Origin of the sequence: Candidatus Spongiisocius sp., from assembly GCF_965221825.1 — a bacterium.
In the GTDB taxonomy this organism is placed as follows: Bacteria; Actinomycetota; Acidimicrobiia; order Spongiisociales; family Spongiisociaceae; genus Spongiisocius.
Genome location: NZ_OZ244917.1, coordinates 2,869,784 through 2,896,086, shown reverse-complemented (window position 1 = coordinate 2,896,086; position 26,303 = coordinate 2,869,784). Strand labels below are relative to the sequence as shown.

The window sequence follows — 26,303 nt, the reverse complement described above, 5'->3', positions numbered from 1 at the left end:
AGTCCGTAGTCGTGCAAGTTGGCGCGTCCTCGTTGTCGGTTAAGATTCCATCCGGCTTTGACCGACCACATCGCACGTCACAGCGACACCAGTCAGAGAGGCACATGCCGGATTACGACACAACCGCACAATGACAACACTCAACTCACTAAATACAATTTGCTTCGATGGTATATATCGATTATATCGAAATACGGTCGTTCGCCATATACGATCTATCTTCAAGCATCGCTATCCGGACGACTGGTTGGCCAAGCTAACAGCTCCGCTAAAAAAGGAGTGGCCTGAAGTGTCCGCCAATGCCGAATTACGGCGCCAGACAGGTGAGCTAGACAACCCGCTTGTGGATGAATTCGATTATCTCAGCGTCAACCATTTCTACAATCTGTTTGAGCGCTACTTCACCATCCTGTTTCCCGACATCTCGGAAACGCCCGACCGCACTTACAAGGCTCTTCGCGAATGGGTGGGGAGTAGGGGATCTTCCAGGGGGGTCGGAATCCGCCAGAAGTGAGGAGGGGTCCTCCATAATCGGCTGTTGAGAAAACACATCCGAGGCAGGAGGACCCCTGTGGAAGCTGATCCTACGCGCATGTGCGAGCTGCTGGTCGGCCTTGGGGAGGTTGATCTGGTCGGGATCGGCGACGGAGGCGGGGACGAACCGTTGGAGGTAGTGATCCGCTCCCGGCGACCCCGCCCGACCTGTGATGACTGTGGCAGCCGGTTGTGGTCGAAGGGGTATCGGACGGTGGTGTTGGTGGACCTGCCGGCGTTCGGGCGGCCTGTTCGGTTGCGGTGGCGGAAACGGCGCTGGGCGTGCCCGAATCCTGGGTGCGCGGTTGGGTCGTTCGTGGAACAGGATCCGGGGATTGGTCCGGAGCGGGCATTGTTGACATCGAGGGCGGCTCGGTGGGTGACCGTCCAGGTCGGGAAGCTGGGTCGCCCGGTCGATGAGGTCGCTACAGAACTGGGTTGTGGATGGCATACGGTGAACAACGAGGTTGCCCGTTGGGGCGAAGCCCTGTTGGAGGCCGACACCTCTCGGGTCGGCCAAGTTGAGGCTGTGGGGGTGGACGAGACCCTGTTCTGGCGTCAGGGCCGCTGGCGGACCAAGGTGTGGTGCACCTCTGTGGTCGATGTCGGAGGCCGCCAGCTGATCGACATCGTGGCTGGTAGGACAGCTGAAAGCGCCGCCCGGTGGTTCCGGTCACAACCGGTGGAGTGGCGAGACGGGATCCGCTGGGCCGTGCTGGACATGTCCGGCCCGTATCGGACCGCGTATGACAGGGTGCTGCCCAACGCCGCGCAGGTCGCAGACCCGTTCCATGTGATACGGCTCGCTAACCAGCGACTCGACGAAGTACGCCGCCGAGTTCAGAACGAAACCCTCGGGCACCGAGGCCGAAAACACGACCCCCTGTATCGGATACGGCGGCTACTCACCTCCGCCTCGGAACGGATCAGCGACCGGGGCCGCATCCGGCTGCGGGGTCTCTTGGACGCCGGCGACCCCCACGGAGAAGTCCGCACAGCCTGGCACGCCAAAGAGACCGTACGGGGCATCTACCAAATCGACAGCATCCCAACCGCCCTCCGATACACCCTCCAACTCGCCGACGACCTCCAACACGAATCCTGCCCACCCGAGATCAACAAACTGGGCCGAACCATCGCCCGCTGGACCCCCCAGATCGCCAACTGGCACATATCCAAAGTGACCAACGGACCCACCGAAGCCCTCAACAACCTCATCAAACGCATCAAGCGAACAGCCTTCGGGTTCCGCAACTTCGCGAACTACCGAATCAGAGCACTCCTCTACGCCGGGAAACCCAACTGGAACCTACTCACCACCATCACTCCCCACTGAAACGCGATGAGCCACTTACAAGGCGACACGCTCGTCCATCCTCAGTAGATGTAAGTACATCAAGAGTCTTCGCGACCCAGTCCTTGGCCATCCGTCCGAGGAACCTATTAGTCCTGCTAATGCTTATGACATGTTGAACTCCGCCCGCTATGTCCTCCAGTACATAGATCCTGATACAGCTCAGGAACTCGAACAACTACGAGACGGTATATTTTCCGCCAATAGCCGGTCTCTACCTGATGATAGTACTCTTCCATCACGTGAATCGATCGTATCGACATTCGTAGGTAGACGTGAAGAACTTAAGGAACTTCATCGATGGCTCAGAGACCCTACGATGTCAGACTATTATCTGTGGCTTCTCGCCGGTGACGGCGGAAAAGGCAAGACCGCTATAGCTTACGAGTTCGCAACACAGATACGTGACGAACCTCCGCTCCATCTTCAGCTCGAAGCTGTTATCTGGGCCAGCGCTAAAGCACGGCGGTTCTTGGGGGGTCAGACGGTCCCCCTCGAGTCTCCTGAGTTTGCAGGATTAGAGTCCGCTATAGACTGGATCCTAAGAGCTTGTGCTGCGCCTGATTATGTTCTAGCTCTGCCACTTACCGATAAAAGGAGCGAATGCCTTGAGTATCTTACTGAGTGTCCATCTCTAGTGATTCTGGATGATGTTGATACGTTGACCCAACAGGATGAGACAGTTAGCTTTTTCGTTCAAAACATCCGTGCTACTAGATCACGATTGCTGCTGACTTCACGGCGTATCCCGGCACTATTCGGATCATCCTTCACCCAGGTGAGAGGACTCTCCGAGGAAGATGGGCTTGAATTCATCAGCACTCGGCTGGACATGTATGGACTATCTACTCACCAGTTCACCAAGAAGCTAGGTCGCAGAATCGTGAACACTTGCGACGGCAGCCCCCTGTTCATGGAAGACCTTCTAAGACTGTGCCGAGTGGGCGAGACTCCAGGACAGGCGATTACCCTCTGGAAGAAATACAAAGGTGAAGCTGCTCGCAGGTATGCTTTAGGGCGCGAGTATGAGTTGTTGACGCTACCAGCACAGAACGTTTTACTAGCTTGTGCTCTATTCGGTGGATATGTCTCACTCGAAGACATCTCACTCATCACAGAACTCTCAGAGGACGCCTGCCATGAAGCCATTCAAGAACTACAGGGCTTATTCCTCGTCCCTGAGCCACATGTAGTACGCAATCTGCCACGCTTCATCCTCAATACCAATACGCGGCGCCTGGTGATTGAAGTCTACGGAGATGGAGACGCAGCACGGCGAATGAAGGGCATGGTGCGTGCTCTGAGCGGGAAATCTCAGGCGACCAGGGAATCTAGAGAACTACTGAGTCGCTTCATTCGTAGAGCGGACAAGTATGCCAAGCACGAGAACTTTGAGGCAGCGCACGACACCTTGATCAATGGCATCAAGAGGTTCCCCCACTACGCTGATCTATACGGGAAGTTAGGATGGCTGTATAAGTCGTGGCGGCCGGTCCGATACACGGACGCACGAAATGCGTTTACACAGGCCGCCAACCTGAACTCAGCTAACGAGGATATGTATTGGCATTGGTGGACACTGGAAACACGCCAGAAAGAGTGGACTTCCGCAGCGGAAGCAGCTGAGAAGGGGCTAGCGTTGATTCCCCACTCTGTCAGTCTCTTGTATGCAGCAGGATACGCCTGCAGTTTAAAGGCGAAGGACCTGCAATATACCCATATTGGCCGAGCGGAACGAGAGGCAAGGCGGGCAGAGAGCTATTTGAGAGCAGCACGCGACGGCTTGTCAGTTGATGGTGGACTTCCCAACTCGGACGCGTACCTTACGGGATCTCTGAGCAGACGGCGCTGGCTGGTGGGCCTTATCTATCGAGCGATTGTTCTCAATTATGTGCGCCTGGCGCGTATCATGAATAGCCAAAGTGAATACCACAGCGAGAGATATTTTCGTTCGCGGGTCGGCGAGGCCCTAGATGAGTGGAGCCTCAAGGATCCTGACGATCCTCAGTTGCTGGTGGAACGCCAGCGGCTCAGCTACCAAGGCTTCTGAAGAACGTAACGAGTCGCATCATGACCGCCCTACAACGATACCCGGACCGGAGGTGGCGAGTTGCCGCGGTTAGAAGCTAGAGGTACTAATCCGGCATGAGAAACTCACAGAAGCCTGACCACGTCAGTCTCACCAACATGCTCACTCGTTTGCGTGAAGGCCGGTACGTGATTCCCGACTTCCAGCGGGCTTTCGAGTGGGAGCCTTCGGATATCAACGAACTCATGCGCTCTATATTTAGAGACTACTACATTGGTAGCCTACTCCTTTGGAAGGGCAAAGAGGAGAACTTCGAGGCTCTCTCATGCGAGCCGATCTATGGCGTTAGCAGTGACAAGGGAAGAACAGACATCGTCTTAGACGGTCAGCAGCGTCTTACGGCGATGTATTACGCGTTTGTGGCGCCCGACGAGGCAGCGCCCAAACGTCGTAACCGGTTCCTATACTTTATTAAAGTAGACTGCTTTATTGACGAGGTCTACGAAGAAGCCTTCATATACGATTGGACTCGGCGAGGACTAAACATTCTAAAGGATCGCCAAAAACAATTCGAGACCCATTTGTTCCCTCTCTCGGTGATCGGGACGGGTGGCTGGGACTTACCTAACTGGGTACAGGATTATGAGAAGCACTGGCTCATGGCAGCAGAGACACTTGAGGAGCATGAATCCGACGTCGCCATGCACCATGCTGATCGTGCGAAGAAGTTTGGCGAACAACTGAAGGCTATCACTGAGCAGTATCAGATTTCCTATATCGAACTCGACCGCGATTTAGAGATCGACAAGGTCTGTGACATTTTCACACAGATCAACAGTCGTGGGCGACGATTAGACGTGTTTGACTTGCTGAATGCTCTCTTGAGACCAAAGGGAATACGGCTCAGACAAGATCTTTGGAGAGATGCTGCTCCTCGTCTAGATTTTGTCAAAGCGAGGCGGATCAACGTATATGTGCTTCAGGTGATGTCAATACTCCGGCAGGCGTATTGCTCGCCCAAATATCTATATCATCTAATACCTGGTAGTCCAAGGCAGGTGCGCGGTGAGGATGGTACGCTTCGCCCAGACGTGCTCGTCAGTGACACATCAGAGTTCACGAGTCTTTGGTACGAAGCAGTCGATGCTTTAGTTCGCGCAATTGATCTGCTCCGTCACCCCAGGGAGTTCGGTGTGATTTCAAATCAGTACCTACCATATGCATCGATACTGCCAGCATTCGCGACCTTGCAGGCCGAAGCTCAACGGCTTCCTCCCGACCAAAGGCTTGACGCTCAAGGCAAGATTCAGTTCTGGTACTGGGCCAGCGTGTTCATGAACCGCTACTCAGGCGCTGTTGAATCAACAAGCGCCCGTGACTATACGGATATGAAGACATGGTTCGGGGACGATAGGGCTGAGCCTGGGCTCGTCGCCGAGTTCGAAGGCAGTGTTCAAAACCTTGATCTCAGACGCGAAACTAGGCGAGGTACCTCCGTCTACAATGGGATGTTCAATCTGTTAGTACTCAACGGCGCTCGTGATTGGGTGTCCGGTAATGTTCCCCAGCATGGGGACATGGATGACCATCACATCGTGCCGAAGAGTCTGGGTAGTGACTTTGGACGGAAGACATCCATCGATACAATCGTAAACCGCACACCACTTACTCGGGTAACCAACCGTGAGGTAATCAAGGACCGGCTCCCAAATGTCTATCTACCGGAGCTTATAGCGGCAAATGGAGAAGAGAAGGTAGTCAAGATACTGCGATCCCACTTTATCTCTCACCGAGCCTTCAGTATCCTGATGAGATATCCCTTCACCCCGGAAGACTTTGAGGACTTCGTTGAGGAACGAGAGAAGACGTTCCGCGGAAGTATCGGAAGGTTGGCTGATCATCGCACCTGCGGTACTCCACCGGGTTGCCCTACTCGATGACATCTTCGACGATTCGTCGGCGTTATCATACCTGAAGGGACTGAGGTCCACGTATCGCGGCTCGGACATCACCCGTCGTGTGCGGAGCTTCGATGGATGGACTGACCGAGCATCGGCGGACGATGCGGACGCTCAGGGTTACCAGCATGCCGAAACCGTCCGGGAGTACTACGACCTTTGCAACGAGTTGATGATCTTCGGCTGGGGCGGGTCGCTGCACTTCGCTCCGCTCTCGCCCCGGGAGAGCCTGGAGGATTCCAAGACCCGGCACCAGCGGCTGATGATCTCCAAGCTGGAGTTGAGCGAGGGCATGAGGGTGGTCGATGTCGGGTGCGGCATCGACGGCCCGATGCGTCTTGTCGTCCGTGAGGCCGGTGTCAGGGTCTTAGGGGTCAACTACAGCGAAGTCCAGCTGGCCAAGGGCGAGATCGTTGAACGCCGAGGCGGGACTCGACCACATGGTCGACTACCTCGCTACCAGCTTCATGGACATGGAGCCATCGCCGACGGCACGTACGACAGGGCCTACGCGATCGAGTCGACATGCCATGCGCCCGACAAGGCGGGAGCGTTCGCCGAGATCTACCGGGTGCTGAAACCCGGCTCGCTCTTCTGGGGCTAGGAAATGTGTCTGACAGACAGGTTCGATCCCGACGACAGCGGGCACCGGGCCATAAAGCAAGGCTTGATGCACGGCATCGCGCTCAAGGACATCGCGACGACGGATGAGGTGGACCGTGCCCTCGAGACGGCGGGGTTCCAGGTAATCGAGGGGAGAAACCGGGCCGTAGACGGGACCGGCCCGGCGAAGCCCTGCTACCAGCCCATGGACACCCGTCTCGGATCGCTGAGCCGCAAGGCCTACATCGGGATGGCCGGCGTCGCCGAGGTGCTGCGGGTGCTCCCGATGGGAACCAAGGAGGTCGTCAGGCTGCTGGATCAAACCGCCGACGCCTACGTCGCAGGCGGAAGGACCTGGATCTTCACACCCCTGTACTGTTTCCTGGCTCGCAAGCCCATCTAAAAGAAGCAGCAACCCAAAGCGACTCGATCGGCCTCGCGCTCGTGTTGTCACATAAAGTGGTCTATAATGGACTAGTTCATCCCTAGGAGGACCGGACAATGATCGATTCGGGGGCAACGCGGATCTGGACCGTGGCCGAGGCCAAGGGGCGCCTCTCCGAGATACTGCGCCTCGCAGAAGCTGAGGGACCGCAACGCATAGGTGTCCGCCGGTCCTATGTCGTGGTTCCCGCGGCGACATGGTACGAGAAGGCGCCACCTCGCCAACCCCTGGGGAAGTGGTTGATAGAGAATGTACCGCGCGGCCTGAACCTCGAAATTCCTAGGGACAGACGATCCGCAAGGGAGATTCCTTTCAGCGAACAGGCGCCGGATTGAACGGCTTCCTCTTGGACACCAACGTGGTGTCGGAACTGACAAGAGATGGCCCTTCGCCGTACGTGATCGAGTTTCTGACCGATCATGACGACTTGTGGCTGTCTTCGATCGTCATACATGAGCTGGAATACGGCCTGCGGTTACTCCCGGCCGGACGGCGGCAGGCCCGCCTCACGGCGATGGTCTCGAGCATCGTTTCCATATACGAGGACCGCATCCTGACCCTCGACAGGATCGGCGCGGAGTGGTCCGCTCGATTCCGAGCACAAGCACGCCGCTCGGGACATACCCTCGACCTCGGCGACGCGCTCATCGCCGGAGCAGCCCGCGCCAACAACCTGACGATCGCCACCCGGAACGTGGCCGACTTCCGAGACCTCGCTGTCCACACCTTCAACCCCTGGGACCCACGACCATGAGCGGTCCTCTCTCCGACATCACGGTCGTCGATCTGAGCCGGGTGCTGGCCGGCCCTTACGCCACGATGGTGCTGGCGGACCTCGGCGCCCGCGTCATCAAGGTGGAGCCGCCGGGCGGTGGTGACGACGCTCGCGGGTTCGGGCCCTTCGTGAGTGGTCGGAGCGTCTATTACGAATCCCTCAACCGGGGCAAGACGGCCGTGATGCTCGACCTCAAGGATGCTGCTCACCGGTTGCGGTTCGAGGCGCTGCTGGACGGCGCCGATGTGCTGGTCGAGAACTACCGGCCGGGAGCCCTGGAACGGCTCGGCTATGGATGGGATGAGCTGTCGGCGCGCTGGCCCGAGTTGGTGTACGCGGCGGTCAGCGGGTTCGGTCATAGCGGCCCCTACCGGGAACGTCCCGCCTATGACATGGTGGTACAGGGCATGGGGGGTCTCATGAGCCTGACCGGCGTCGAAGGGAGTCCGCCGGTGCGGGTGGGAACATCGGTGGGCGACATCACGGCCGGGTTGTTCGCGGTGGCCGGCATTCTCAGCGCCCTTCACGACCGGAGACGGACCGGCCGGGGCCAGATGGTCGACATCTCCATGCTCGACTGCCAGGTGGCCATCCTGGAGAACGCCATCGCCCGGCATTCGGCCACCGGGGAGGTACCCGGCCCGCTGGGGGCCCGCCATCCATCGATCACCCCATTCGGCACCTTCCTGACCGCCGACCGCCCGATCGTGATCGCAGCCGGCAACGACGCCCTCTTCCGAAAGCTGTGCGCGACGCTGGGCCGGCCGGAGTGGGCCGACGATCCCCGGTTCCTCGACAACGACGCCCGGGCCCGCCATGCCGATGAGCTGGGCGAGGAGATGGGGGCCGCGCTGGAGAGCGAGCAGGCCGACGTCTGGCTGGAACGGCTGGAACGGGCCGGTGTTCCGTGTGGCCCGATCAACGACATCGCCGATGTGATGGCCGACCCGGCCGTGCGGGCCCGGAACATGATCGTCGGGGTCGATCTCCCCGACGGGACGAGACTGGAGATCGCCGGGAACCCGGTCAAGCTCTCCGCCCATGACGATCCTTCGACCCGTCCGGCCGCTCCGGATGCCCTCGGTTGACCGCGAGCCTCGGCTGCCGGAACGGACGGCGAGCCGGCGAGAATCGCGCCTATGGTTGGCGCCGAGGCTGAGCAGACGACAGCGAGGACGCCGCATGGACCGATCTCCGCCGAACTTGAGCCGCCGGGTCAGGGCGACCGTGACATCCCCGGTGAGCGAGGTGCGGGCCTGGGTGGCCGATGGCGGCTACGACCACGGCTACCCGTTGCTCGACGTATCTCAAGCCGTCCCCGGCTATCCACCGCCCACTCTCCTGACGGAGCACCTGTCCCGGCTGGATGCTGTCGCCGTCTCGAGATACGGACCCGTCCTGGGCGACCCGGCACTGCGGAGGGCCCTGGCGTCCGACCTCTCGGCCACCTACCGGGGAACGGTGGGACCCGACCAGGTGGCGGTCACGGCCGGCGCCAACCAGGCCTTCTGCCTGACAGTGGCGGTTGTGTGCGAGCCCGGCGACCGGGTCATCCTGCCCGTTCCGTACTACTTCAACCACGACATGTGGCTGAGCATCAGCGGCGTGAAGCCGGACTACCTGGCCTGCTCGGACGGGATGCTTCCGTCGGTGGAGATGGCCGAGTCCTTGATCGGGGACCGCACCCGGGCCATCGTCCTGGTCACGCCCAACAACCCGACCGGGGCGGTGTATCCCCCCGAACTCATCTCCGCCTTCGCCCGCCTGGCGACCGACCGGGGACTTTACCTGATCCTTGACGAGACCTACCGGGACTTCCGGACCACCACCGAGCCCGCGCATTGCCTGTTCGAAGATCCCGGCTGGGACCGGAACGTCATCCACATCCAGAGCTTCTCGAAGGTGTACTCGATCCCGGGCTTCCGGGTAGGCGGGATGGCGGCCTCCGCCGGGATGCTCCACCAGGTGGACAAGGCGGCCGACTGCCTCACGATCTGCCCCAACCGGATCGGCCAGGAGGCCGCCCGGCACGGGCTGGCGCACCTGGGACCGTGGGTGGAGTCCAATCGCCACATGCTGAACCGTCGGGTCGAGAGCTTCGTAGCGGCCATGGAGGGCAGCCCTTATTCGGTGGTCTCGGCCGGTGGCTACTTCGCGTACGTTCGCCATCCGTTCGAGGGAATGGGAAGCAAGGAGGTGGCGAGACGGCTGTTCTACCGCCTCGGCATCCTGTCGCTGGCGGGCGAGATGTTCGGCCCCGGCCAGGACCATTACCTGCGGCTGGCCTTCGCCAATCTGGAGGATGAACAGGTCGCCGAGCTGGCCCGGAGGCTGATAGCCGGCGCCGACGCCTGGTAGCGCCTTTACCCGGCATCCCCCAATGCGATGGCGAACACGAGGGCCTGGCGATCGGTGTGGGTGATGGTTATCTCCACCCGGGTGACATCCAGCGAAGCGGCTCGGGCGGCGCCGGTGCCGGTCAGGTTGACTTCCGGCTTGCCTCCTCCGGTGATCTCGACATCGCGCCAGCGCACCTTCCGGTATCCGGTGCCGAGCGCCTTCATCACCGCTTCCTTGCCGGCGAACCGCGCTGCGTAGCGGCGGGCCGGATTGGAGAACCGCTCGGCATATGCCTGCTCGTGCGGCGTGAAGCACCGCTGCGCGAAGCGTGGATAGCGAGCGAGGACCCGTTCGACCCGTTCGATGTCGACCAAGTCAGTGCCCAACCCGACTATCCGCATGACCCCAAGACTAGGAGGCGAAGGGTCCGGGGGCACCGCCCGGAGCGCTACTCGACCGTCACGCTTTTCGCCAGGTTCCGCGGCTGGTCGATGTCCCTGCCCAGGCGGCGGGCCACGAAGTAGGCGAGCAACTGGAGGGGTATGGCGGCCAGGATCGGAGAGAAGATGTCGGCGACACGAGGGATCCTCAGCACATGGTCGGCAACCGTTCCGATCTCCTCATCGTCCTCGTAGGCGACGGCGATGACCAGCCCGCGCCGGGCCTTGACCTCCTGGAGGCCGAGCATGGCCTTGCTGTGCACGTCCTCCTGGGTGACCACGGCCACCACCGGGGTGCCCTCCGAGATCAGGGCCAGGGTCCCGTGCTTGAGCTCGCCGGCCGGCATCGCCTCGGCATGGATGTAGGAGATCTCCTTCAGCTTGAGAGCGCCCTCCATGGCCGAGGCGAGGTCGAGGCCCCGGCCGATGAAGTAGGCATCGGTGGATCCGGCCAGTACGTCCGCCAGGCGAGCAACCCGGTCGATGTCCTCCAGCACGCAGGTCGCCTTATCCGGTAGCGTCCGCAACTCGGCCACCAGGTCGCGCTCCTCCGTCCGGGAGAGAAGGCCACGCCGGCGGCCGAGCGCCAGGGCTAGCAGGCTCTCCCCCACCAGCATCGCCACGTACGCCTTGGTCGAGGCAACCGAGATCTCGGGACCGGCCCATGTGTACAGGACATCGTCCGCCTCCCGGGCCAGGCTCGATCCGACCACGTTGGTCAGGGCCAGCAGGCGCGACCCGTGGTGGCGGGCCAGCCGGGCGGCGGCCACCGTGTCGGCGGTCTCGCCCGATTGGCTGATCGCCAGAGTCAGCGATCCGTCGCGGAAGAGCGGCCTGCCGTAGCGAAGCTCGTGGGCGAAGGCGACCTCGCCCGGGATGCCGGCCAGCTGTTCGAACAGGACCCGGCCCACCAGGCCGGCGTGGTAGGCGGTGCCGCAGGCGGTGATCCAGATCCGGTCGACCGCCGCCGGATCTCGATCCGACCACTCCAGACCCTCCAGCGCCACCTGCTCACCCCCGTCCCCGCCGGGCCGGATCCGCGCCCCCAGGGTCCGGGCGATCACGTCGGGTTGCTCATGGATCTCCTTGAGCATGAAATGATCGAACCCTCCCTTCCTCACCGAGTCGGTCTCCCACTCCGCAGTGAAGGGCTGCTTCCGGACAGGGCTGCCGGCGATGGTCTCGAGGGTGGCGCCCTCGCTGGTGACGGTGGCGATCTCGCCGTCCTCCACCAGCAGGAACTCCCGGGTGTGCTCGAGTACCGCCGGGATGTCGGATGCCAGGAAATTCTCCCCCTCGCCGAGGCCCACCACCAGCGGGCTGATCATCCTGGCCGCCACGATGCGATCCGGCTGCCGGGAGGTCATCGCCACGAGCGCGTAGGCGCCTTCCGCCTGGCGGATGGCCCGGCGGACCGCCTCGGTCAGGTCTCCGTCATAGGCGAGGGCGACCAGGTGGGCCAGGACCTCGGAGTCCGTGTCGGAGCGGAAGGCAACCCCGCCCGCCTCGAGGCGGTCCCGGAGGACCTGGAAGTTCTCCACGATCCCGTTGTGGACGATCGCGAATTCGCCGGTCTCGTCGCAATGGGGGTGGGCGTTGCGATCCGACGGCACCCCGTGGGTCGCCCACCGGGTGTGGCCTATGCCGGCATTGCCGGTAAGGGGAGACCGATCCACCCGTCCGATGAGCCGGGCGAGTTTCCCCTCCGCCTTGGTAATGCCTACTTTCCCCCGGCTGGCCACGGCCAACCCGGCGGAGTCGTATCCCCGGTACTCGAGCCGGGCCAGGCCGTGCATCAGGATGTCCTGCGCCTGGCGGGGACCCACATATCCGACGATGCCGCACATCTTCGCCTCCCAACCTCCGGTCTGTCTGCGGACCGATGACGGACCCGCAAGGGTTGCTGGGAGAAACGTCTGCCCGTTGCCCGGTCAGGACACGGGCGGTCGTACTCGCCGCGCGGCGCTGTGCCGGCTAGGTGCCGGTCACACGCTTCCACCCCGGTCCGGTCTCTGTCACCACGGTTGCCCGTGGCTTTTCCTCCGAACCGTCACGACCGTGGAAGGGCCGAGAGGGCATCCGCCGAATGCTCGATAATCCCTCTTCCTCGTCACCCCGGGGTTGGCGAGCCCGATCTCTCGGGTCGACGGCCGGGGCCGGGCGCTTGAAGATACGGTTGTCCGCGATCGGTTGTCGGATCCAGGTTAGCCCCGATCCTCCGTACCGCAGGACCATGGGGGCTCGATCCACCGGCTATGCCCGGCCGAGCTCCCGCCTGACCACTCCGGCCAGCCGATGGGCGATCGAGTCGGCGGTCTCCGCCGTGGCAGCCTCCACCATCACCCGGACCAGGGGCTCGGTTCCCGAAGCCCGGACCAGGACCCGTCCGTCGTCTCCGAGTTCGGCCTCGGCCGCGGCAACCGCTTCGCCGACGCCGCGCGCGCCGTCCAGGTCGCGGGACCGGACCGCCAGGTTGACCAGCACCTGGGGGTATTGGGTCATCGCGTCCCGCCGCAGGTCAGCGAGCCGGCACCGCTCCCTGACCACCACCTCCAGAAGCCGGAGGGCGGTGAGAAGGCCGTCGCCGGTCGTCCCCCGGTCGAGTTGGATGACATGGCCGGACTGCTCCCCGCCCAGTACCGCGCCGTGCTCACGCATCGCCGCCAGGACGTAGCGATCGCCGACCTGTGTCTCCAGCAGATCGACCCCCGCCTCCTGCATGGACCTGCGGAACCCCAGGTTGGACATCACCGTGGTGACCACCTTGTTGCCGGCCAACTCCCCCCGGCTCTTGAGGTGGAGAGCGATGATGGCCATGATCACGTCCCCGTTGACGACGCTGCCATCCTCGTCGACAGCGATGAGGCGGTCGGCGTCGCCGTCGAAGCAGAACCCGATCCGGCCGGCCGCCCCGGTCTCGGATGCCAGACGCTCTGGCGAGGTGGCGCCGCAGCCGTGGTTGATGTTCATGCCGTCGGGGTCGGCGAAGAAGGTCGCCACGTCGGCGCCGAGCGACCCGAACAGCTCGGGAGCGGCCCGATGGGCCGCTCCATGCGCGCAATCAAGGGCGAGCCTCAGCCCCGCCAGCGACTCGGGCGCATGGGAACGGACACCGGCCAGGTACCGGTCCGTCGCGTCCGCAAGGGCACGACCGGCGCCGACCCCGGCGCCGGTGGGGCGACGCCATGGAGCGCCCCGGGCCAGCCGAGCCTCGATACCCGCCTCCCGCTCGTCGTCGAGCTTGGAACCGTCGGCGTCGAGAAACTTGATCCCGTTGTCCGGCGCCGGATTGTGCGAGGCCGAGACCATCGCTCCCAGATCGGCGCCGCACTCGGTCACGAGAGCGGAAACCCCGCCCACAGGAATCACGCCGGCGTCGAGGGTGTCAACGCCGACCGAATGGAATCCGGCCTGGAGAGCGGCGACAAGCATCGGACCGGAGCGGCGGGTGTCACGTCCCACCACCACGGTCCCACCTCCCGCCAGGTCGCCGGCGGCGCGGGCCAGGCCCATCACGAGGTCAACATCCAGGTCCGAGTTGGCTACCCCCCTCACGCCGTCCGTGCCGAAGAGCCGGCGGGGAGGTGAAGGATCAGCGGGCAAGATCGAGTGCGGCGTGGATGGCCGGGGGAACTGCCGACAGGTCGCTGGTCGGCGGGCGAACCCCGCAGGATCCGTTTTTCCGCACCCTCCTACCGCTTGGTGTACTGCGGCGCCCGCCGAGCCTTACGGAGACCGTACTTCTTGCGCTCCACGACCCGGGCATCCCTCCTGAGCAGCCCGGCGCGCTTGAGGTCGTGGCGGAGGCTCGGATCCATGGCGGCCAGGCTGCGGGCGATACCGAGCCGGAGGGCATCGGCCTGCCCGTTCACGCCACCTCCGTGCAGCTTGGCCACGATGTCGTAGCGGCCCTCCGCGTTGGCGACCCGCAGCGGTTCCACTACCCGCATCCGGCGAGCCATGGTGGGGAAGTAACGCTCCAGAGACCGCCCGTTGAGGGTGAACACGCCGGTACCGTTGTACATGCGCACCTGGGCAACCGACTCCTTTCGACGCCCGGTGGCTTGGGCTACAACGGCTCGGGCCATCAGAAACTCACCTTCCTTATGGCGAGGTCAAGAACCTCGGGAGACTGGGCCTGGTGAGGATGGTCCGGACCCGCGTAGACCTTGAGTTTGCGGATCATCCGGCGACCCAGTTTGGTCTTGGGGAGCATACCTCGGACTGCCCGCTCGATGACCGCCTCGGGCCTGCGCTCGATCAGGCTCTCGAACGATTCCTCCTTGAGGCCGCCCGGGTAGCCGGAGTGCCGGTAGTAGATCTTGTCCTGGCTGTTGGTGGACGTGACCACCACCTTCTCGGCATTGACGACCACCACAAAGTCGCCGCCGTCCATGTGGGGGGCGTAGGTGGGCTTGTGCTTGCCGGCCAGTATCGGCGCGAGACGCGAAGCGAGGCGGCCGAGCGGTATCTCGGCGGCGTCGACCAGGAGCCAGCGCCGACTGATGTGGTCGGGCTTGGGGGTGTAGGTGGTTTGTCGCTTCACCATCGTCGCTCGATTGCAGATCGGGGTACTGGAAGGGGACCGGCAGCCTCGGCGCCTACCTGTGCTCACCGGCGGGCTGGCGGATTGTAGCGAGACCCGGCGCCGGTTGCCAGCCGCCGGCCTGGTACCACTGTGGTGTGTCTGGGGATGGCAAGCTGTTCCGTGGACAGACCGCCTAATACTCCACGTGCCAGAGAACGAGGCCGTGCGGCGGAGCAGCGCCCCTGGCCTTGTTCCTGTCCATGGCATGGAGGATCTGGGGGGTGGTGTCGGGTTCGATCCGTCCCCTGCCCACCTCCACCGAGAAGGCGACGATGGACCGGACCATCTGGTGGCAGAACGCCGTTCCCGCGATCTCCAGCTCGAGGATGTCGTCGGGTCGGGCGGACCATCCGGCCGAGAGCACGGTGCGAACGGTCGAAGCGCCTTCCCGGCGGCGGCAGAAGGAAGCGAAGTCGTGCTCACCGACCAGGAAACCCACCGCCCGTTTCATCGCCGCCAGGTCGAGCGTCTCCCTGACGTGCCACGTGGTTGCGCGGCGGAGCGGGTCGGGATACGGACGGTTGAGAACCCGGTACCGGTAGGTGCGGCGGGTGGCGGAAAACCGGGCCGAGAAATCATCGGGCGCTCGCGCCGCGGCGTAGACCACGATCTCGGGGCCCAGGAGTTTGGTGAGCGATCGAGCCAGGCGGTCGGGATCGACCGGCTTGCCGGTGGAGAAGGACACCACCTGATGGCGGGCGTGGACGCCGGCATCGGTGCGCCCGGCCACCACCGTGTCGACCGGCTCGAGAACGCGGGCCAGGACGGCCTCCAGATCACCCTGAACGGTGCGCACGGTGGGTTGCCGGGCGTAACCGTGGAACCCTGACCCGTCATAGGAGAGATCGAGACGGTAGGTCGGCATCCGAGCGGAGCACCCTCCTAATGGTCTAGTGGTCTGTCTGTGGAATGGCGGTGCGGTATGGCGTCGGCAGCGGTGTTCCTCGCAAGGCCCGCTGACGAAGGCGTGCCCGCAGCGGCACGTTGAGGAAGCGGAACGCAGCGACGGGACGCCGATGACCGCCAGACCACACCTGGCTATTTCGCAGACAGACCACTCAGAAGAGAATGATCGAGAGGTACCAGCCGAGCAGGCCGGTGGCTGCTACGAAGCTGTTCTCCGGATGATCGAGATCGAACTGGGCGCCGACCACGGTGCGGAGCGCGAGGAAGAACCACAAGGCGGTGATGAACAGCGCGACCAATCCCAGGAGGCCCGGCCGACCGGCCAGGAGCAAAGGGAAGAAGGCGACGTTCGCGAAGCCGACCATCCTGAAGGTGGCTCGGGGGTTTCCGTGGCGCTTGAAGATGTATACCGCTGCCGCCCACACCGCGGCGGTCACCAGGCCGGCCCGGAGGATGCTGCCGAGGATGGCGAAGGCCGCACCGACCGGAGAGAACAACCATACCTGCGGAAGCAGCCCCGCAATGATGACGATCACCACCGCGTTGCCGGTTGCGTAGTTGTCGAAGAGCAGCGACTCGTAGAAGGGCCGATCGAGGCGACCGGCGCGGATCATCTGGGAGAGCATGGCGTCCTTGAGGTTACGGCTTCCGCCGGGAAGAAGGCTAGTGGTCGAGGCGTTCTCCCTAACCGGCCGGATGCACGGCCCGGCGTGTCAGGTCGCACCTCCGAAGTGCTGGTGAGCACTCACTCGCAGCAAACTAGCACTTGGTCCTGGTCTCTAGGAGTCCGGCCCGGTGATCCGCTCGACGAACGGGAAGGGTTCGGTGGCGGCCGGAAACCGGTCCCCCTCGATCATCACCTCCAACTCGATTCCCGTCCGGGCGTACGCCGCCTCCACCAGCACGAAGCCGAGGTTGGCGCCGAACCGGGGGGAATAGGCCACCGACGTCAGCCTCCCCACCCGGGCACCGCCGGCGAACACCGGATAGTGGGTGGGATTGCCGAGCTGTGGAGGGCCGCCGATCCGGACGCCGGTCATCAGCCGCTCCGGACCGCGCTCGGCCACCACGGCCAGGGCGGAGCGTCCCACGAAATCCCCATCGGCATCCAGATCGACGAGACGGCCGAAGCCCAACTCGTAGGGGTTGACCGAATCGTCCATGTCGGTGCCGTACGAGAGGATGCCCCCCTCGATCCGGCGTACCTGGTTGGGGGCGGCCGGTTTGATGTTGTAGGGCCGGCCGGCCTCGAACAACCGGTCCCACAGCCACGATCCCCGGGTCGCGTCGGTGAGGAACACCTCGTAGCCGAACTCGCCCGACCAGCCGGTCCGGGAAACCAGCAGTTCAAGCCCTTCGAGGACCGTCCAGGCGCACCGGTAGTAGGGCAGGCCGGCGATTCCTTCTCCGAACACGTCGCCGATCAACGGCTTCGACTTTGGACCCTGGACCTGGATGGGCGACACGTCCGGCTCCCGCACCACCACGTCCAGACCCCTCTCGGCGGCGATGGCCTGCGCCCAGAGCAGGATGTCCCGGTCCGCGAGGGAGAGCCAGTAGCGGTCCTCGTCCAGCCGGAGCAGCACCGGATCGTTGAGTATCCCGCCCTCGTAGTTGCATAGGAACGTGTACCGGCACTGCCCTCCCGCCACCTTTGAGACGTCACGGGTGCACAGGTACTGGGCGAGAGCGAAGGCGTCCGGCCCCCGGATCTCAACCTGCCGCTCCACCGCCACGTCCCAGAGGGTCACGTCCTCCACCAGGGCCCGGTACTCCTCCAGCATCCCCTCGTAGATCCCCGGCATCACCATGTGGTTGTAGACCGTGACGCCGGACATCCCTGACTTCCGGGCAGAGTCGAGATACGGGGAAAGGCGATTCCGGGGCGTCGGAACAAAGGGGAGCGGCTCGGTCATCGGGCGTTCTCGGTACCTGCGCCGGCGGCCCGCTCCGGACCCTCCACTCCGATGGAGGGCGGATGCTGGAAAACTGCCCCGACTCGCCGGCGAGCGTACTCGGTCACCAGCCACCCGGTGACCAGACTGCTCAGAACGGCCAGCACGATGACCGGGATGCGAAAGCTACCTGTCCGCTCGATCCACCAGCCGGCCAGGGCGATCCCCGACACGGCGCACCAGGCCGCCGCCGTCAGGCCTCCCGAGAAGGCCCGCACCGCCAGCCGCGGTTCCATACCTTGGCCGGCCAGGTGGCCCAGCAGCCCCCATATCGGGTAGTTGAAGAACCCGAAGCCCAGGGCCGCCACCATCAGGCCGGCATACGACCATGTCAACACGAGTACGAGGAGGCCGGAGGAGTAAGCGAGAGAGATCACTCCTATCACCAGCACCGGCGATACCCGATCCGACCAGGCGCCCATGACTACGGCCGCCGTCAGCCCGACCGACGATGCGATCCACCAGAGCACAGCCACCCCGGCCGGCGACACCCCGAACTCGTCCACCGCCGTGGCAGACATGTAACTGACGAACGTGAAGGCGCCGACGCCGGCCGCGACGCTTAGCAGGATCACCACCCGACCGGTCCGGACCGCCCAGGTAGCCCTCCAGTCCCTTTGCCGCACGGTTGTCCTGGCCAGGCGGGGCCGCGAGGCAGGAGTGCCGGGGAGCGAAAGCAGGATGGCCAGCGCTGTTACCGCCGATACGGCGGTTGCGACCACGAAGGCCAGCCTCCATTCGTCCGGACGGGCGAGAAAGAACGCGAACGCGCCGTTGATACCGCCCCCCACCCCGGCGCCCGAGCTCGCCACCACGGTGACCCGCCCGAGGGAGGAAGGCTCCACCACCCGCGCGATCAGGCGTACCGACGCCGACCAGCTGATCGGCGCCAGCAGGCTTATGAGGACCACCGACCCGGCGAGCACCAGCGGCGATGTGGACCACACCGCCACTAGGAATCCGACCACGCAGACTGACAGCGCGGCCAGGATGATTCCCCGTAGCGGGAACACGTCCACGACCCGGACCCCTACGGCGGCGCCCAGACCGTAGGCGAGGAGTCCCGATGAGACGGCCAGGCCCAGGGCGCCGTAGCCGGACCCGAAGCTCTCCCCGATGCGCGGCAGGAGGGCGGGAACCAGACCATTGCCGAAGCCGTGGGTCACCATGATCACGGCACAGAAGAGGGCCGCCGCCCGGCCCGTCCCTATGAACCCCTTAGGCGCGAGGCCCGGGGCGCCGGCGCCGCCCTCGGTTGTCAATCCTGGCTCTCCGGAGAATCTCGTCAATGGGCGTGACGGCTAGGTCGCCGACCTCCTGTACGTACTCGTATCCGAACCGCCCCTTGATACAGAGGTGTCCGGAGGTGACCGAGTGGTCCATCGGCGAAGTGACCTTCACTATCCGGTTGTCCTGGACGTGGAGGTCCAGGTTGCAGCCGACCCCGCAGTAGGAACAGATGGTGCGGGTAACGGTCTGGCCATCCTCCTCCCACATGCCTGCCAGGCGCAGCTCGTATTCGCTGCGGAACATGAGGGCGCCGGTGGGGCACACGCCTATGCAGTTCCCGCAGAAGACGCAGGCCGAGTCGGTCAGCCCGGTGTCGAACTCGGTGGAGATGCGGGCGTCGAAGCCGCGGCCGGCCACCGCGATGGCGAAGGTGTTCTGGGCGTCCTCCCCGCAGGCCTCCACGCACTTGTAGCAGAGGATGCACCGGGAATAGTCCCGCACGTAGAGCTCGTTGTCCACCTTGACCGGCTGGTGAACGGTCTCGGCCGCGGTCCCGAGCCCCACCAGGTGATGGCCCGCCTTGCGCCGGTCGCGGTCGTCAGACGGATCCGCCGGCGGACCGTAGCGGTCGGGATCGCAGCCGTAGCGGTCCATCCAAGCCACGGTCTCCTCGTCCACCAGGCCCATATCAACCGAGGAGGCCAGGAACTCGTAGACCATCTTGCGGGAGTGGCGCACCCGGTCGCTGTCGGTGTCCACCTCCATACCCTCCTCGACCGGGCGGCTGCATGATGGAACCAGTGTGCGGTTGCCCTCCACCTCCACCACGCATACCCGGCAGACGTTGACCGGGGTCAGGTTGTCCAGGTAGCAGAGGGTGGGCTGGTCGTTGTCCAGGACCCGGCAGGCGTCGAGGATGGTCGATCCGCCCGGAACCGTGACGGTGGTCCCGTCGATGGCCAGCGTGACTTCAGCCACGGGATCGCTCCAGCAGGCCCAGATCGATGACCGACCGGATCGCGGTAGACGCAGTGTGCCCCAGCCCGCAGATCGAAGCATCCACCATCACCCGGGCTACCTCCTCGAACAGATCGCGATCCAGCGATTCGCCGCCAAGGTGACGAGCCAGCAACTCTTCCTGGCGGACGGTACCGACACGGCAGGGTACACACTGGCCACAGGACTCGTCCCGGAAGAACTGAGCGATCCGCCTGCTTGTGTCCCGGAAGTCGGTCCGGTCGTCGAACACCAGGACCACGCCGGAGCCGAGGGTGGCATTGCGGGCCCGGGCATCCTCGAAGGTCAACGGCATGTCTAGATGGTCCTCGCCCACGAACAGGCCGGCCGCGCCTCCGAGCATCACCGCCCCCATCCGACCGCTTCCGGTCACGCCCCCGGCCAGGTCGATCAACTCTCCCAACGTCCTGCCGAACTCCACCTCGTACACGCCGGGCCGAGCCACGGCACCCGCCAGGCAGAACAGCTTCGGCCCGGTCGACGCCCCGGTCCCGATCTCCGCGAATGCGGCTCCGCCCTCGAGCACTATGTCGAGCACGTTGATCAGTGTCTCCACGTTGTTGATCACCGTGGGGCGCCCGAACAGACCCACCTGGGTCGGGAACGGAGGCTTGTTGCGCGGCTCCCCCCGCTTGCCCTCGATCGAGTTCATCAGAGCGGTCTCCTCACCGCAGATGTAGGCGCCCCCACCCCGCCGGATCTCGATCTCGAACGAGCGGCCCGAACCGGCCACGTCCTCGCCGAGCAGACCCTCCGCCCGGGCAAGGTCGATGGCATTCTGGAGACGGGACTGGGCCAGGGGATACTCGGCGCGTATGTACAGGTATCCGCGCTCGGCCCCGACGGCCAGGCCGGCGATGGTCATCGACTCGATCACCGCGAAGGGATCGCCCTCCATGATCGCTCGGTCCTTGAAAGTGCCCGGCTCCGACTCGTCCGCGTTGCAGATCAGGTAGCGCGGCATGTCGGGTGACCGGGCCACGGCCTCCCACTTGATCCCCATCGGGAAGGCGGCGCCCCCCCGTCCCCGCAGGCCGGACGCCTTGATCTCGACAATGACCCGATCCGGCCCCAGCTCGACGGCTCGGGCCAGGGCCTGGTAACCGCCGCTGCCCCGGTAGGCCTCGAGGGAGGTCGGATCGACCGCGCCGATGCGCTTCAGCAGGCGCAGCGACGGATCGCCTACCTGCGGCGCGACGGGGGGGAAGTCCCGAACCGGCCCGCCCGCCAGTACCCCCACGACCCGGGCGGAGGTGGCTCCGACCAGCACGGCGTCCTCCTCACCGGCCAGCTGGAAGAAGACCGCCGGGGCCTGGTCGCACTGGCCCAGGCACGGGCTGGGGTGCACGTCGGGGCGCCCTTCCAGGTCCGCCAGGATCCCGGTGCCGCCCTCGGTCCGGCAGGCCACGTCGTCACACACGTGAGCCACCCGGGCCGGCCGCTCCTCCAACGAGAGCAACGCGTAGAAGCCGGCCACTCCGTACGCCTCCGCAGGGGGAACCAGCAGCCGCTCGCAGATGTAGTTCAGCGCCCCGGCGCTGACCCATCCGACCGTGTCGTTCACCGCGTGGAGCGCCGGCAGCAACATGTGGCGGCTTTCGACCGAGCGGCGGTAGCCGCCGAACGCCACGCGCCGGTCGGCGGGTGGCGAGGGTTCCCCCTCGCCGGACCGGGAGGGAGGCCCTAACAACGCATCCACGGCCGACCGCTCCGCGGCGGTAGCCTCGGCGGACATGAGTCGCAGGTCGATGGGGTTCTCCTAGGAGGTTGCCGGGAAGCTTCTTACCAGGGGGGCGGCGTGATGGCCGACAGTCCTCATGCCGGATAGTTTGCCACGGGACGAACCCCGGTCAGTTTCCGAACATCCTCCTGCAATGGCTCGATTCGGACCGCGGTGGCCTTGAACTCGGCGGTTCCCGACTTGGGATCCCACGCGTCGATGGTGAGGAGGTTCACGTCCACCTCGTCGGGATCGTGGACGGCCATGAAGGCCAGGCCGGGACGGAGCTCCCGATCGAACAGCACGGGCGCCTCGACGGACCCCCTACGCGAGATGACGCTGACCACCTCCCCCTCGGCCACGCCGAGGGCCGCCCCGTCGGCGGGCGCCACCTCGATGGCGACCGCGGTCCGCAGCGGAGATGAGTAGCCCCCGGACTGCACCCCGGTGTTGTAGGAGTCGAGCCGGCGACCCGTCGTGAGCCTGATCGGGTAGTCCTCGCTCAACTCGTCCACCGGCGGGGCCCATGGCGTCGCGAAGAAGGGGGCCGGGTCACGGGGCAGCGGATCGTCCCAGAGGTCACCGTGGAGGAACAGGGTGCCGGGATGGTCCTCGTCGAGACACGGCCACTGAAGGCCGCCTGCCTCGGCAAGTCGCCGGTAGGACATCCCGGCGTGCAAGGGCGACAGCGCGCGCAGTTCGTCCCATACCTCCTCGGCGGTGGGATATCCCCAACCCCGGCCCATCCGTTCGGCGAGGGCCGAGAGGATGTGCTGGTCGTCCCGGGCCTCTCCCGGAGGGTCGAGGGCCTTGCGGACCCGCTGCACCCGCCGCTCGGAAGAGGTCACAGTGCCGTCCGTCTCGGCCCATCCCGCTGCCGCCGGGAACACCACGTCGGCCAACTCGGCGGTCCTGGTCATGAAGATGTCCTGCACCACCATGAACTCCAGCCCGCGCAGGATATCGCGGGCATGGTCGGAACGGGCCTCCGACTGGGCCGGGTTCTCCCCTATCACGTACAGGGCGGTTATCTCCCCGTGCTCCATCGCCTCCAGCATCAGCGAAAGGTGCTTGCCGGGGCGGTCAGGCACCGAGTGGCCCCAGAGGGCCTCGAACTTGCCTCTGGCCACCGGATCCACAACATCCTGGAAGCCCGGCAGCTTGTTGGGCAACGCGCCCATGTCACCGCCGCCCTGGACGTTGTTCTGGCCGCGGATCGGAACCAAACCCGACCCGTAGCGACCCACATGGCCGGTCAGTAGGGCCAGGTTTATGAGTGCCAGGACGTTGTCGGTGGCGTTGTGGTGCTCGGTGATGCCCAGCGTCCAGCAGATCTGGGCCTGATCCGCGGTGGCGTAGTCGTGGGCCATGCGGCGGATCACTTCCGGCGGTAGACCGGTGACCTCGGCGCCCCGCTGCAACGTCCAGGGCTCTACCGACTCGGAATAGGCGTCGTAACCCTCCGTGGAATGATTGATGAAGCCCTCATGCTGCAGGCCGGACACGATTATCTCCCGCGCCATGGTGTTGGCCAGCGCGATGTCCGAACCCACCTCCAGCCCCAACCATACGTCGGCCCACATGGCCGAGGTGGTACGGCGCGGGTCGACCGCGTACAGCCTGGCGCCGTTGCGGACACCCTTCATCAGGTGATGGAAGAAGATCGGATGCGCCTCCCGGGCGTTGGAACCCCAGAGCAGGATCACATCCGTGGTCTCGATCTCCTCGTAGGAACAGGTCCCGCCTCCTACTCCGAACACTGCCGCCAGACCGGCGACCGAGGGAGCGTGTCAGGTGCGGTTACACGAATCGATGTTGTTCGACCCCAGAGCCAGCCGCGCGAACTTCTGAGCCAGGAAGTTCGTCTCGTTGGTCGCCTTGGAGCACGAGAACAGCGCACTGGCGTGGCCGGCACGGGCACCGAGCCCGGCCGCCGCCCGGTCGAGCGCCTCATCCCATGTCGCAGGGACCAACTCGCCGCCGCGCCGCACGTACGGGGTGGTCAATCGGGGAAGGGTCACCTTCGGCATTCCATCACCTCCTTTCCTCACATTCCACCAACGGCATGCCTCGCCGACGTACCGCTGACGGTCAACTGTGACGGGACTCTGTTCACGCAGAACTCGTTGCCGTCGGGATCGGCCATCACCGTCAAGGCGTACTCGGCTTCCGTCACCGTATCCACGATTCTGCCACCGAGTCGCAACGTACGGGCGAGGATCATGTCGAAATCCTCCTCGTTCGAGCCCGCGATATCGAAGTGGACGGGGCTCTTGCCGGCCGTAATACGGCCCACTTGCTGGAGGACCAGCTCGCACCCGGGCAGTACCAGCCCCATGAACAGGTAGTTGTCGAGCCGCCGCCCGGGCGCCAGGCCGAGCAACGGACCCCAGAAGGCGGCCGATCGATCCAGATCGAGACAATCTATGACCAGGTAGCGGATCGATACGACCGGCTCGGCCACTGCCGCAGCCGGGAGGTCAGAACAGGCCGATGATCTTGCCGTCTTCATCGATGTCCACATTCATGTACGCCGGCCTGGCCCCCAGTCCCGGCATGGTGCGGATCTCACCCAGGAGCACCACCAGGAATCCGGCGCCGACCGAGGCCCTGACCTCGCGAACCGGCACGGTGAACCCGCGCGGCCGCCCCTTCAGGGAGGAGTCGTGCGAGATCGAGAGCGGCGTCTTGGCCATGCAGATCGGCAGGTTCCCCATCCCGGCCTGCTCGAAGTCGGCGATCTGGCGCGCCGCAGCGGCGGAATAGTCGACCCCGGCCGCGCCGTAGATTTCCCGGCAGACGGTCTCGATCTTCTCCTTGATCGACCGGTCCGACGGGTATAGGAAACGGAAGTCCGCCGGCCGTTTGCAGGCGTCCACCACGGCTTCGGCCAGCTCGAGCGCTCCGCGCCCGCCATCCGCCCAGTGGCTCGACGTAACCGCCGAGAGCGCTCCGGCCTCCCGGGCCGCCCGCCTGACCACCCGGCGCTCGTTCTCCGTGTCGGTCGGGAAGGTGTTGACCGCCACCACCACCTCGATCCCGAAGCGGCGGGCGTTCTCGATGTGCGCCACCAGGTTGACGAGACCGGCCTCCAGCAGGGGCAGGTTCTCCTCCGTGTAGGCGGGCGCGAGCGGCCGGCCCGCCACTACGCGAGGACCGCCGCCGTGGGTCTTTAGCGCCCGGACCGTGGCCACCAAGACAACGGCATCGGGCTTCAACCCGGAGGCCCGGCACTTGATGTTGAAGAACTTCTCCATGCCCATGTCGGCCCCGAAGCCCGACTCGGTCACCACGTACTCCCCGAGTTGGAGAGCGACGCGGTCGGCCAGGATGGACGAGTTTCCGTGGGCGATGTTGGCGAACGGACCGGCGTGGACGAAGGCGGCCTGGCCTTCGAGCGTCTGCATGAGCGTGGGATGCAGCGTGTCCTTCATCAGGACGGTCACCGCGCCGCCCACGCCGAGGTCGTCGAGGGAGATGGTGGCGCCGCCGGTGTCCGCTCCGACCACGATCCGCCCGCAGCGCGCCCGGAGGTCGCGGAGCGCCGAGGCGTAGTCATGTCCGTCGGTGAGCGCCAGGATCGCCATCAACTCGGAGGCCACGGTGATGTCGTAGCCCGTCTCGCGGGGCCGGCCGTCGATCCGGCCGCCGAGGCCCACCACCACGTTGCGCAGTGCCCGATCGTTGACGTCGACCACCCGGCGCCACTGGGCGCGGAACATGTCGATATCGAGCCGCTCCAGCCCGATCGCCTCGAGTTGCGCGTCGCTCATCCGCCCCTCGTGGTACCAGCGGGCGTCCATGGCCGCGGCCGCCAGGTTGTGGGCCACGCTGATCGCATGCATATCGCCGGTCAGGTGCAGGTTGAACTCGTCCATCGGGATGACCTGGCTGTAGCCACCGCCGGCCGCCCCACCCTTGATCCCGAAAGTAGGTCCCATCGAAGGCTGCCGGATAGCGGCGACGGCCTTCTTCCCGAGGAGGCCCAGTCCCTGGACCAGACCGATCGTGGTGGTGGTCTTGCCCTCCCCGAGTGGGGTGGGCGTGACCGCGGTGACGTCGATGTACTTGCCGGGTGTGCGGGCGCCGACCCGCTTCAGTATGTCGAGGTGGACCTTCGCCTTGGTTGCACCGTAGGGAATCAGCTCATCGGGGCGGATCCCGATCGACTCGGCGACCTCGGCAATCGGCGTGACCGGAGCGGCCTGGGCGATCTCGAGATCGGAGGGAAACCTACCGGTGGGACTCATGCAATCTCCGTCAAAAGGTGACCTGCCGAACGTGAATTCTACCCAAGAGATCCTACCCATCTGTGTGCTACGATGCGGAACTGTTCCGTATCGTGAGACGCAGGACGGAGTTCATCGGGCATGGCGAACCATCCCACACTAGGGTCATGGGCCATGGTG

The 26,303-nt window shown here is 64.7% G+C and carries 23 protein-coding genes; 9 read left to right on the top strand and 14 right to left on the bottom strand.

What is annotated here, in order from left to right:
• Positions 1–289 precede the first annotated feature (289 nt).
• The 9 genes from ACOQPD_RS13395 to ACOQPD_RS13355 all read left to right on the top strand — a co-directional run bounded on the left by ACOQPD_RS13395 (position 290) and on the right by ACOQPD_RS13355 (position 10,056).
• Positions 290–514, top strand: a complete 225-nt coding sequence (locus ACOQPD_RS13395; protein ID WP_420612459.1) for a hypothetical protein — start codon at positions 290–292, stop codon at positions 512–514.
• Positions 515–571: 57 nt separating this feature from the next.
• Positions 572–1,870 carry an ISL3 family transposase gene (locus ACOQPD_RS13390; RefSeq protein WP_420612458.1) on the top strand — a complete coding sequence of 433 codons (1,299 nt, stop codon included), beginning with the start codon at positions 572–574 and terminating at the stop codon, positions 1,868–1,870.
• A 130-nt stretch (positions 1,871–2,000) separates the two neighbouring features.
• A complete protein-coding gene (locus ACOQPD_RS13385; RefSeq protein WP_420612457.1) occupies positions 2,001–3,938 on the top strand; it encodes an NB-ARC domain-containing protein in 1,938 nt (645 codons plus the stop codon).
• 95 nt (positions 3,939–4,033) lie between these two features.
• Positions 4,034–5,857 (top strand): GmrSD restriction endonuclease domain-containing protein, encoded by a 1,824-nt coding sequence (locus ACOQPD_RS13380; protein WP_420612456.1) that lies wholly within the window; start codon positions 4,034–4,036, stop codon positions 5,855–5,857.
• A gap of 79 nt (positions 5,858–5,936) precedes the next feature.
• Complete coding sequence (locus ACOQPD_RS13375) at positions 5,937–6,479, top strand: SAM-dependent methyltransferase (RefSeq protein WP_420612455.1); 543 nt, start codon at positions 5,937–5,939, stop codon at positions 6,477–6,479.
• 3 nt (positions 6,480–6,482) lie between these two features.
• On the top strand, positions 6,483–6,881 hold the full coding sequence (locus ACOQPD_RS13370; protein ID WP_420612454.1) for a hypothetical protein: 399 nt from the start codon (positions 6,483–6,485) through the stop codon (positions 6,879–6,881).
• 373 nt (positions 6,882–7,254) lie between these two features.
• Positions 7,255–7,677 (top strand): PIN domain-containing protein, encoded by a 423-nt coding sequence (locus tag ACOQPD_RS13365; protein ID WP_420612453.1) that lies wholly within the window; start codon positions 7,255–7,257, stop codon positions 7,675–7,677.
• Positions 7,674–8,786, top strand: coding sequence for a CaiB/BaiF CoA transferase family protein (locus tag ACOQPD_RS13360; protein WP_420612452.1), 1,113 nt, complete (start codon positions 7,674–7,676; stop codon positions 8,784–8,786). Before ACOQPD_RS13365 ends, ACOQPD_RS13360 begins: the two co-directional genes overlap by 4 nt.
• 115 nt (positions 8,787–8,901) lie before the next feature.
• Complete coding sequence (locus tag ACOQPD_RS13355; protein ID WP_420612451.1) at positions 8,902–10,056, top strand: aminotransferase; 1,155 nt, start codon at positions 8,902–8,904, stop codon at positions 10,054–10,056.
• 5 nt (positions 10,057–10,061) lie between these two features.
• Here ACOQPD_RS13355 and acpS read toward each other — a convergent pair whose 3' ends face one another.
• The 14 genes from acpS to ACOQPD_RS13285 all read right to left on the bottom strand — a co-directional run bounded on the left by acpS (position 10,062) and on the right by ACOQPD_RS13285 (position 26,144).
• On the bottom strand, positions 10,062–10,424 hold the full coding sequence (acpS, locus tag ACOQPD_RS13350) for a holo-ACP synthase (RefSeq protein ID WP_420612450.1): 363 nt from the start codon (positions 10,422–10,424) through the stop codon (positions 10,062–10,064).
• A gap of 62 nt (positions 10,425–10,486) precedes the next feature.
• Positions 10,487–12,325: a glutamine--fructose-6-phosphate transaminase (isomerizing) gene (glmS, locus tag ACOQPD_RS13345; RefSeq protein WP_420612449.1), complete on the bottom strand. Its 1,839-nt coding sequence runs from the start codon at positions 12,323–12,325 to the stop codon at positions 10,487–10,489.
• A gap of 406 nt (positions 12,326–12,731) precedes the next feature.
• Positions 12,732–14,081 (bottom strand): phosphoglucosamine mutase, encoded by a 1,350-nt coding sequence (glmM, locus tag ACOQPD_RS13340; RefSeq protein WP_420612448.1) that lies wholly within the window; start codon positions 14,079–14,081, stop codon positions 12,732–12,734.
• A gap of 89 nt (positions 14,082–14,170) precedes the next feature.
• Positions 14,171–14,566 carry a 30S ribosomal protein S9 gene (rpsI, locus tag ACOQPD_RS13335; protein ID WP_420612447.1) on the bottom strand — a complete coding sequence of 132 codons (396 nt, stop codon included), beginning with the start codon at positions 14,564–14,566 and terminating at the stop codon, positions 14,171–14,173.
• The gene (gene rplM / locus ACOQPD_RS13330) at positions 14,566–15,027 is read right to left on the bottom strand and encodes a 50S ribosomal protein L13 (protein ID WP_420612446.1); all 462 of its coding nucleotides are present in this window, start codon (positions 15,025–15,027) and stop codon (positions 14,566–14,568) included. The genes rpsI and rplM overlap by 1 nt, the downstream gene beginning before the upstream one ends.
• 172 nt (positions 15,028–15,199) lie before the next feature.
• Entirely contained in the window at positions 15,200–15,931 is a 732-nt protein-coding gene (gene truA, locus ACOQPD_RS13325) for a tRNA pseudouridine(38-40) synthase TruA (protein ID WP_420612445.1), read from the bottom strand.
• Between the two features lie 193 nt (positions 15,932–16,124).
• Positions 16,125–16,598, bottom strand: a complete 474-nt coding sequence (locus ACOQPD_RS13320; RefSeq protein WP_420612444.1) for a hypothetical protein — start codon at positions 16,596–16,598, stop codon at positions 16,125–16,127.
• A 153-nt stretch (positions 16,599–16,751) separates the two neighbouring features.
• On the bottom strand, positions 16,752–17,810 hold the full coding sequence (locus ACOQPD_RS13315) for a glycine cleavage T C-terminal barrel domain-containing protein (protein ID WP_420612443.1): 1,059 nt from the start codon (positions 17,808–17,810) through the stop codon (positions 16,752–16,754).
• A 74-nt stretch (positions 17,811–17,884) separates the two neighbouring features.
• A complete protein-coding gene (locus ACOQPD_RS13310; RefSeq protein ID WP_420612442.1) occupies positions 17,885–19,189 on the bottom strand; it encodes an MFS transporter in 1,305 nt (434 codons plus the stop codon).
• Positions 19,146–20,135 (bottom strand): 2Fe-2S iron-sulfur cluster-binding protein, encoded by a 990-nt coding sequence (locus tag ACOQPD_RS13305; protein ID WP_420612441.1) that lies wholly within the window; start codon positions 20,133–20,135, stop codon positions 19,146–19,148. Before ACOQPD_RS13305 ends, ACOQPD_RS13310 begins: the two co-directional genes overlap by 44 nt.
• The gene (locus tag ACOQPD_RS13300; protein ID WP_420614392.1) at positions 20,128–21,924 is read right to left on the bottom strand and encodes an NADH-ubiquinone oxidoreductase-F iron-sulfur binding region domain-containing protein; all 1,797 of its coding nucleotides are present in this window, start codon (positions 21,922–21,924) and stop codon (positions 20,128–20,130) included. The genes ACOQPD_RS13305 and ACOQPD_RS13300 overlap by 8 nt, the downstream gene beginning before the upstream one ends.
• 65 nt (positions 21,925–21,989) lie before the next feature.
• Positions 21,990–23,924, bottom strand: a complete 1,935-nt coding sequence (locus ACOQPD_RS13295; protein ID WP_420612440.1) for a molybdopterin oxidoreductase family protein — start codon at positions 23,922–23,924, stop codon at positions 21,990–21,992.
• Between the two features lie 17 nt (positions 23,925–23,941).
• On the bottom strand, positions 23,942–24,358 hold the full coding sequence (locus ACOQPD_RS13290) for a VOC family protein (protein ID WP_420612439.1): 417 nt from the start codon (positions 24,356–24,358) through the stop codon (positions 23,942–23,944).
• Positions 24,359–24,374: 16 nt separating this feature from the next.
• Positions 24,375–26,144, bottom strand: a complete 1,770-nt coding sequence (locus ACOQPD_RS13285) for a formate--tetrahydrofolate ligase (protein WP_420612438.1) — start codon at positions 26,142–26,144, stop codon at positions 24,375–24,377.
• Positions 26,145–26,303: the final 159 nt, after the last annotated feature.

Excerpts from the sequence above, each read along its gene's own strand:
- ACOQPD_RS13385 (WP_420612457.1), top strand. The coding sequence starts at position 2,001 with ATGTTGAACTCCGCCCGCTATGTCCTCCAGTACATAGATCCTGATACA.
- ACOQPD_RS13380 (WP_420612456.1), top strand. The coding sequence starts at position 4,034 with ATGAGAAACTCACAGAAGCCTGACCACGTCAGTCTCACCAACATGCTC.
- ACOQPD_RS13285 (WP_420612438.1), bottom strand. The coding sequence starts at position 26,144 with ATGAGTCCCACCGGTAGGTTTCCCTCCGATCTCGAGATCGCCCAGGCC.
- truA (WP_420612445.1), bottom strand. The coding sequence starts at position 15,931 with ATGCCGACCTACCGTCTCGATCTCTCCTATGACGGGTCAGGGTTCCAC.
- ACOQPD_RS13315 (WP_420612443.1), bottom strand. The coding sequence starts at position 17,810 with ATGTCCGGCGTCACGGTCTACAACCACATGGTGATGCCGGGGATCTAC.
- glmS (WP_420612449.1), bottom strand. The coding sequence starts at position 12,325 with ATGTGCGGCATCGTCGGATATGTGGGTCCCCGCCAGGCGCAGGACATC.
- rplM (WP_420612446.1), bottom strand. The coding sequence starts at position 15,027 with ATGGTGAAGCGACAAACCACCTACACCCCCAAGCCCGACCACATCAGT.
- ACOQPD_RS13360 (WP_420612452.1), top strand. The coding sequence starts at position 7,674 with ATGAGCGGTCCTCTCTCCGACATCACGGTCGTCGATCTGAGCCGGGTG.
- ACOQPD_RS13370 (WP_420612454.1), top strand. The coding sequence starts at position 6,483 with ATGTGTCTGACAGACAGGTTCGATCCCGACGACAGCGGGCACCGGGCC.
- rpsI (WP_420612447.1), bottom strand. The coding sequence starts at position 14,566 with ATGGCCCGAGCCGTTGTAGCCCAAGCCACCGGGCGTCGAAAGGAGTCG.
- ACOQPD_RS13320 (WP_420612444.1), bottom strand. The coding sequence starts at position 16,598 with ATGCTCTCCCAGATGATCCGCGCCGGTCGCCTCGATCGGCCCTTCTAC.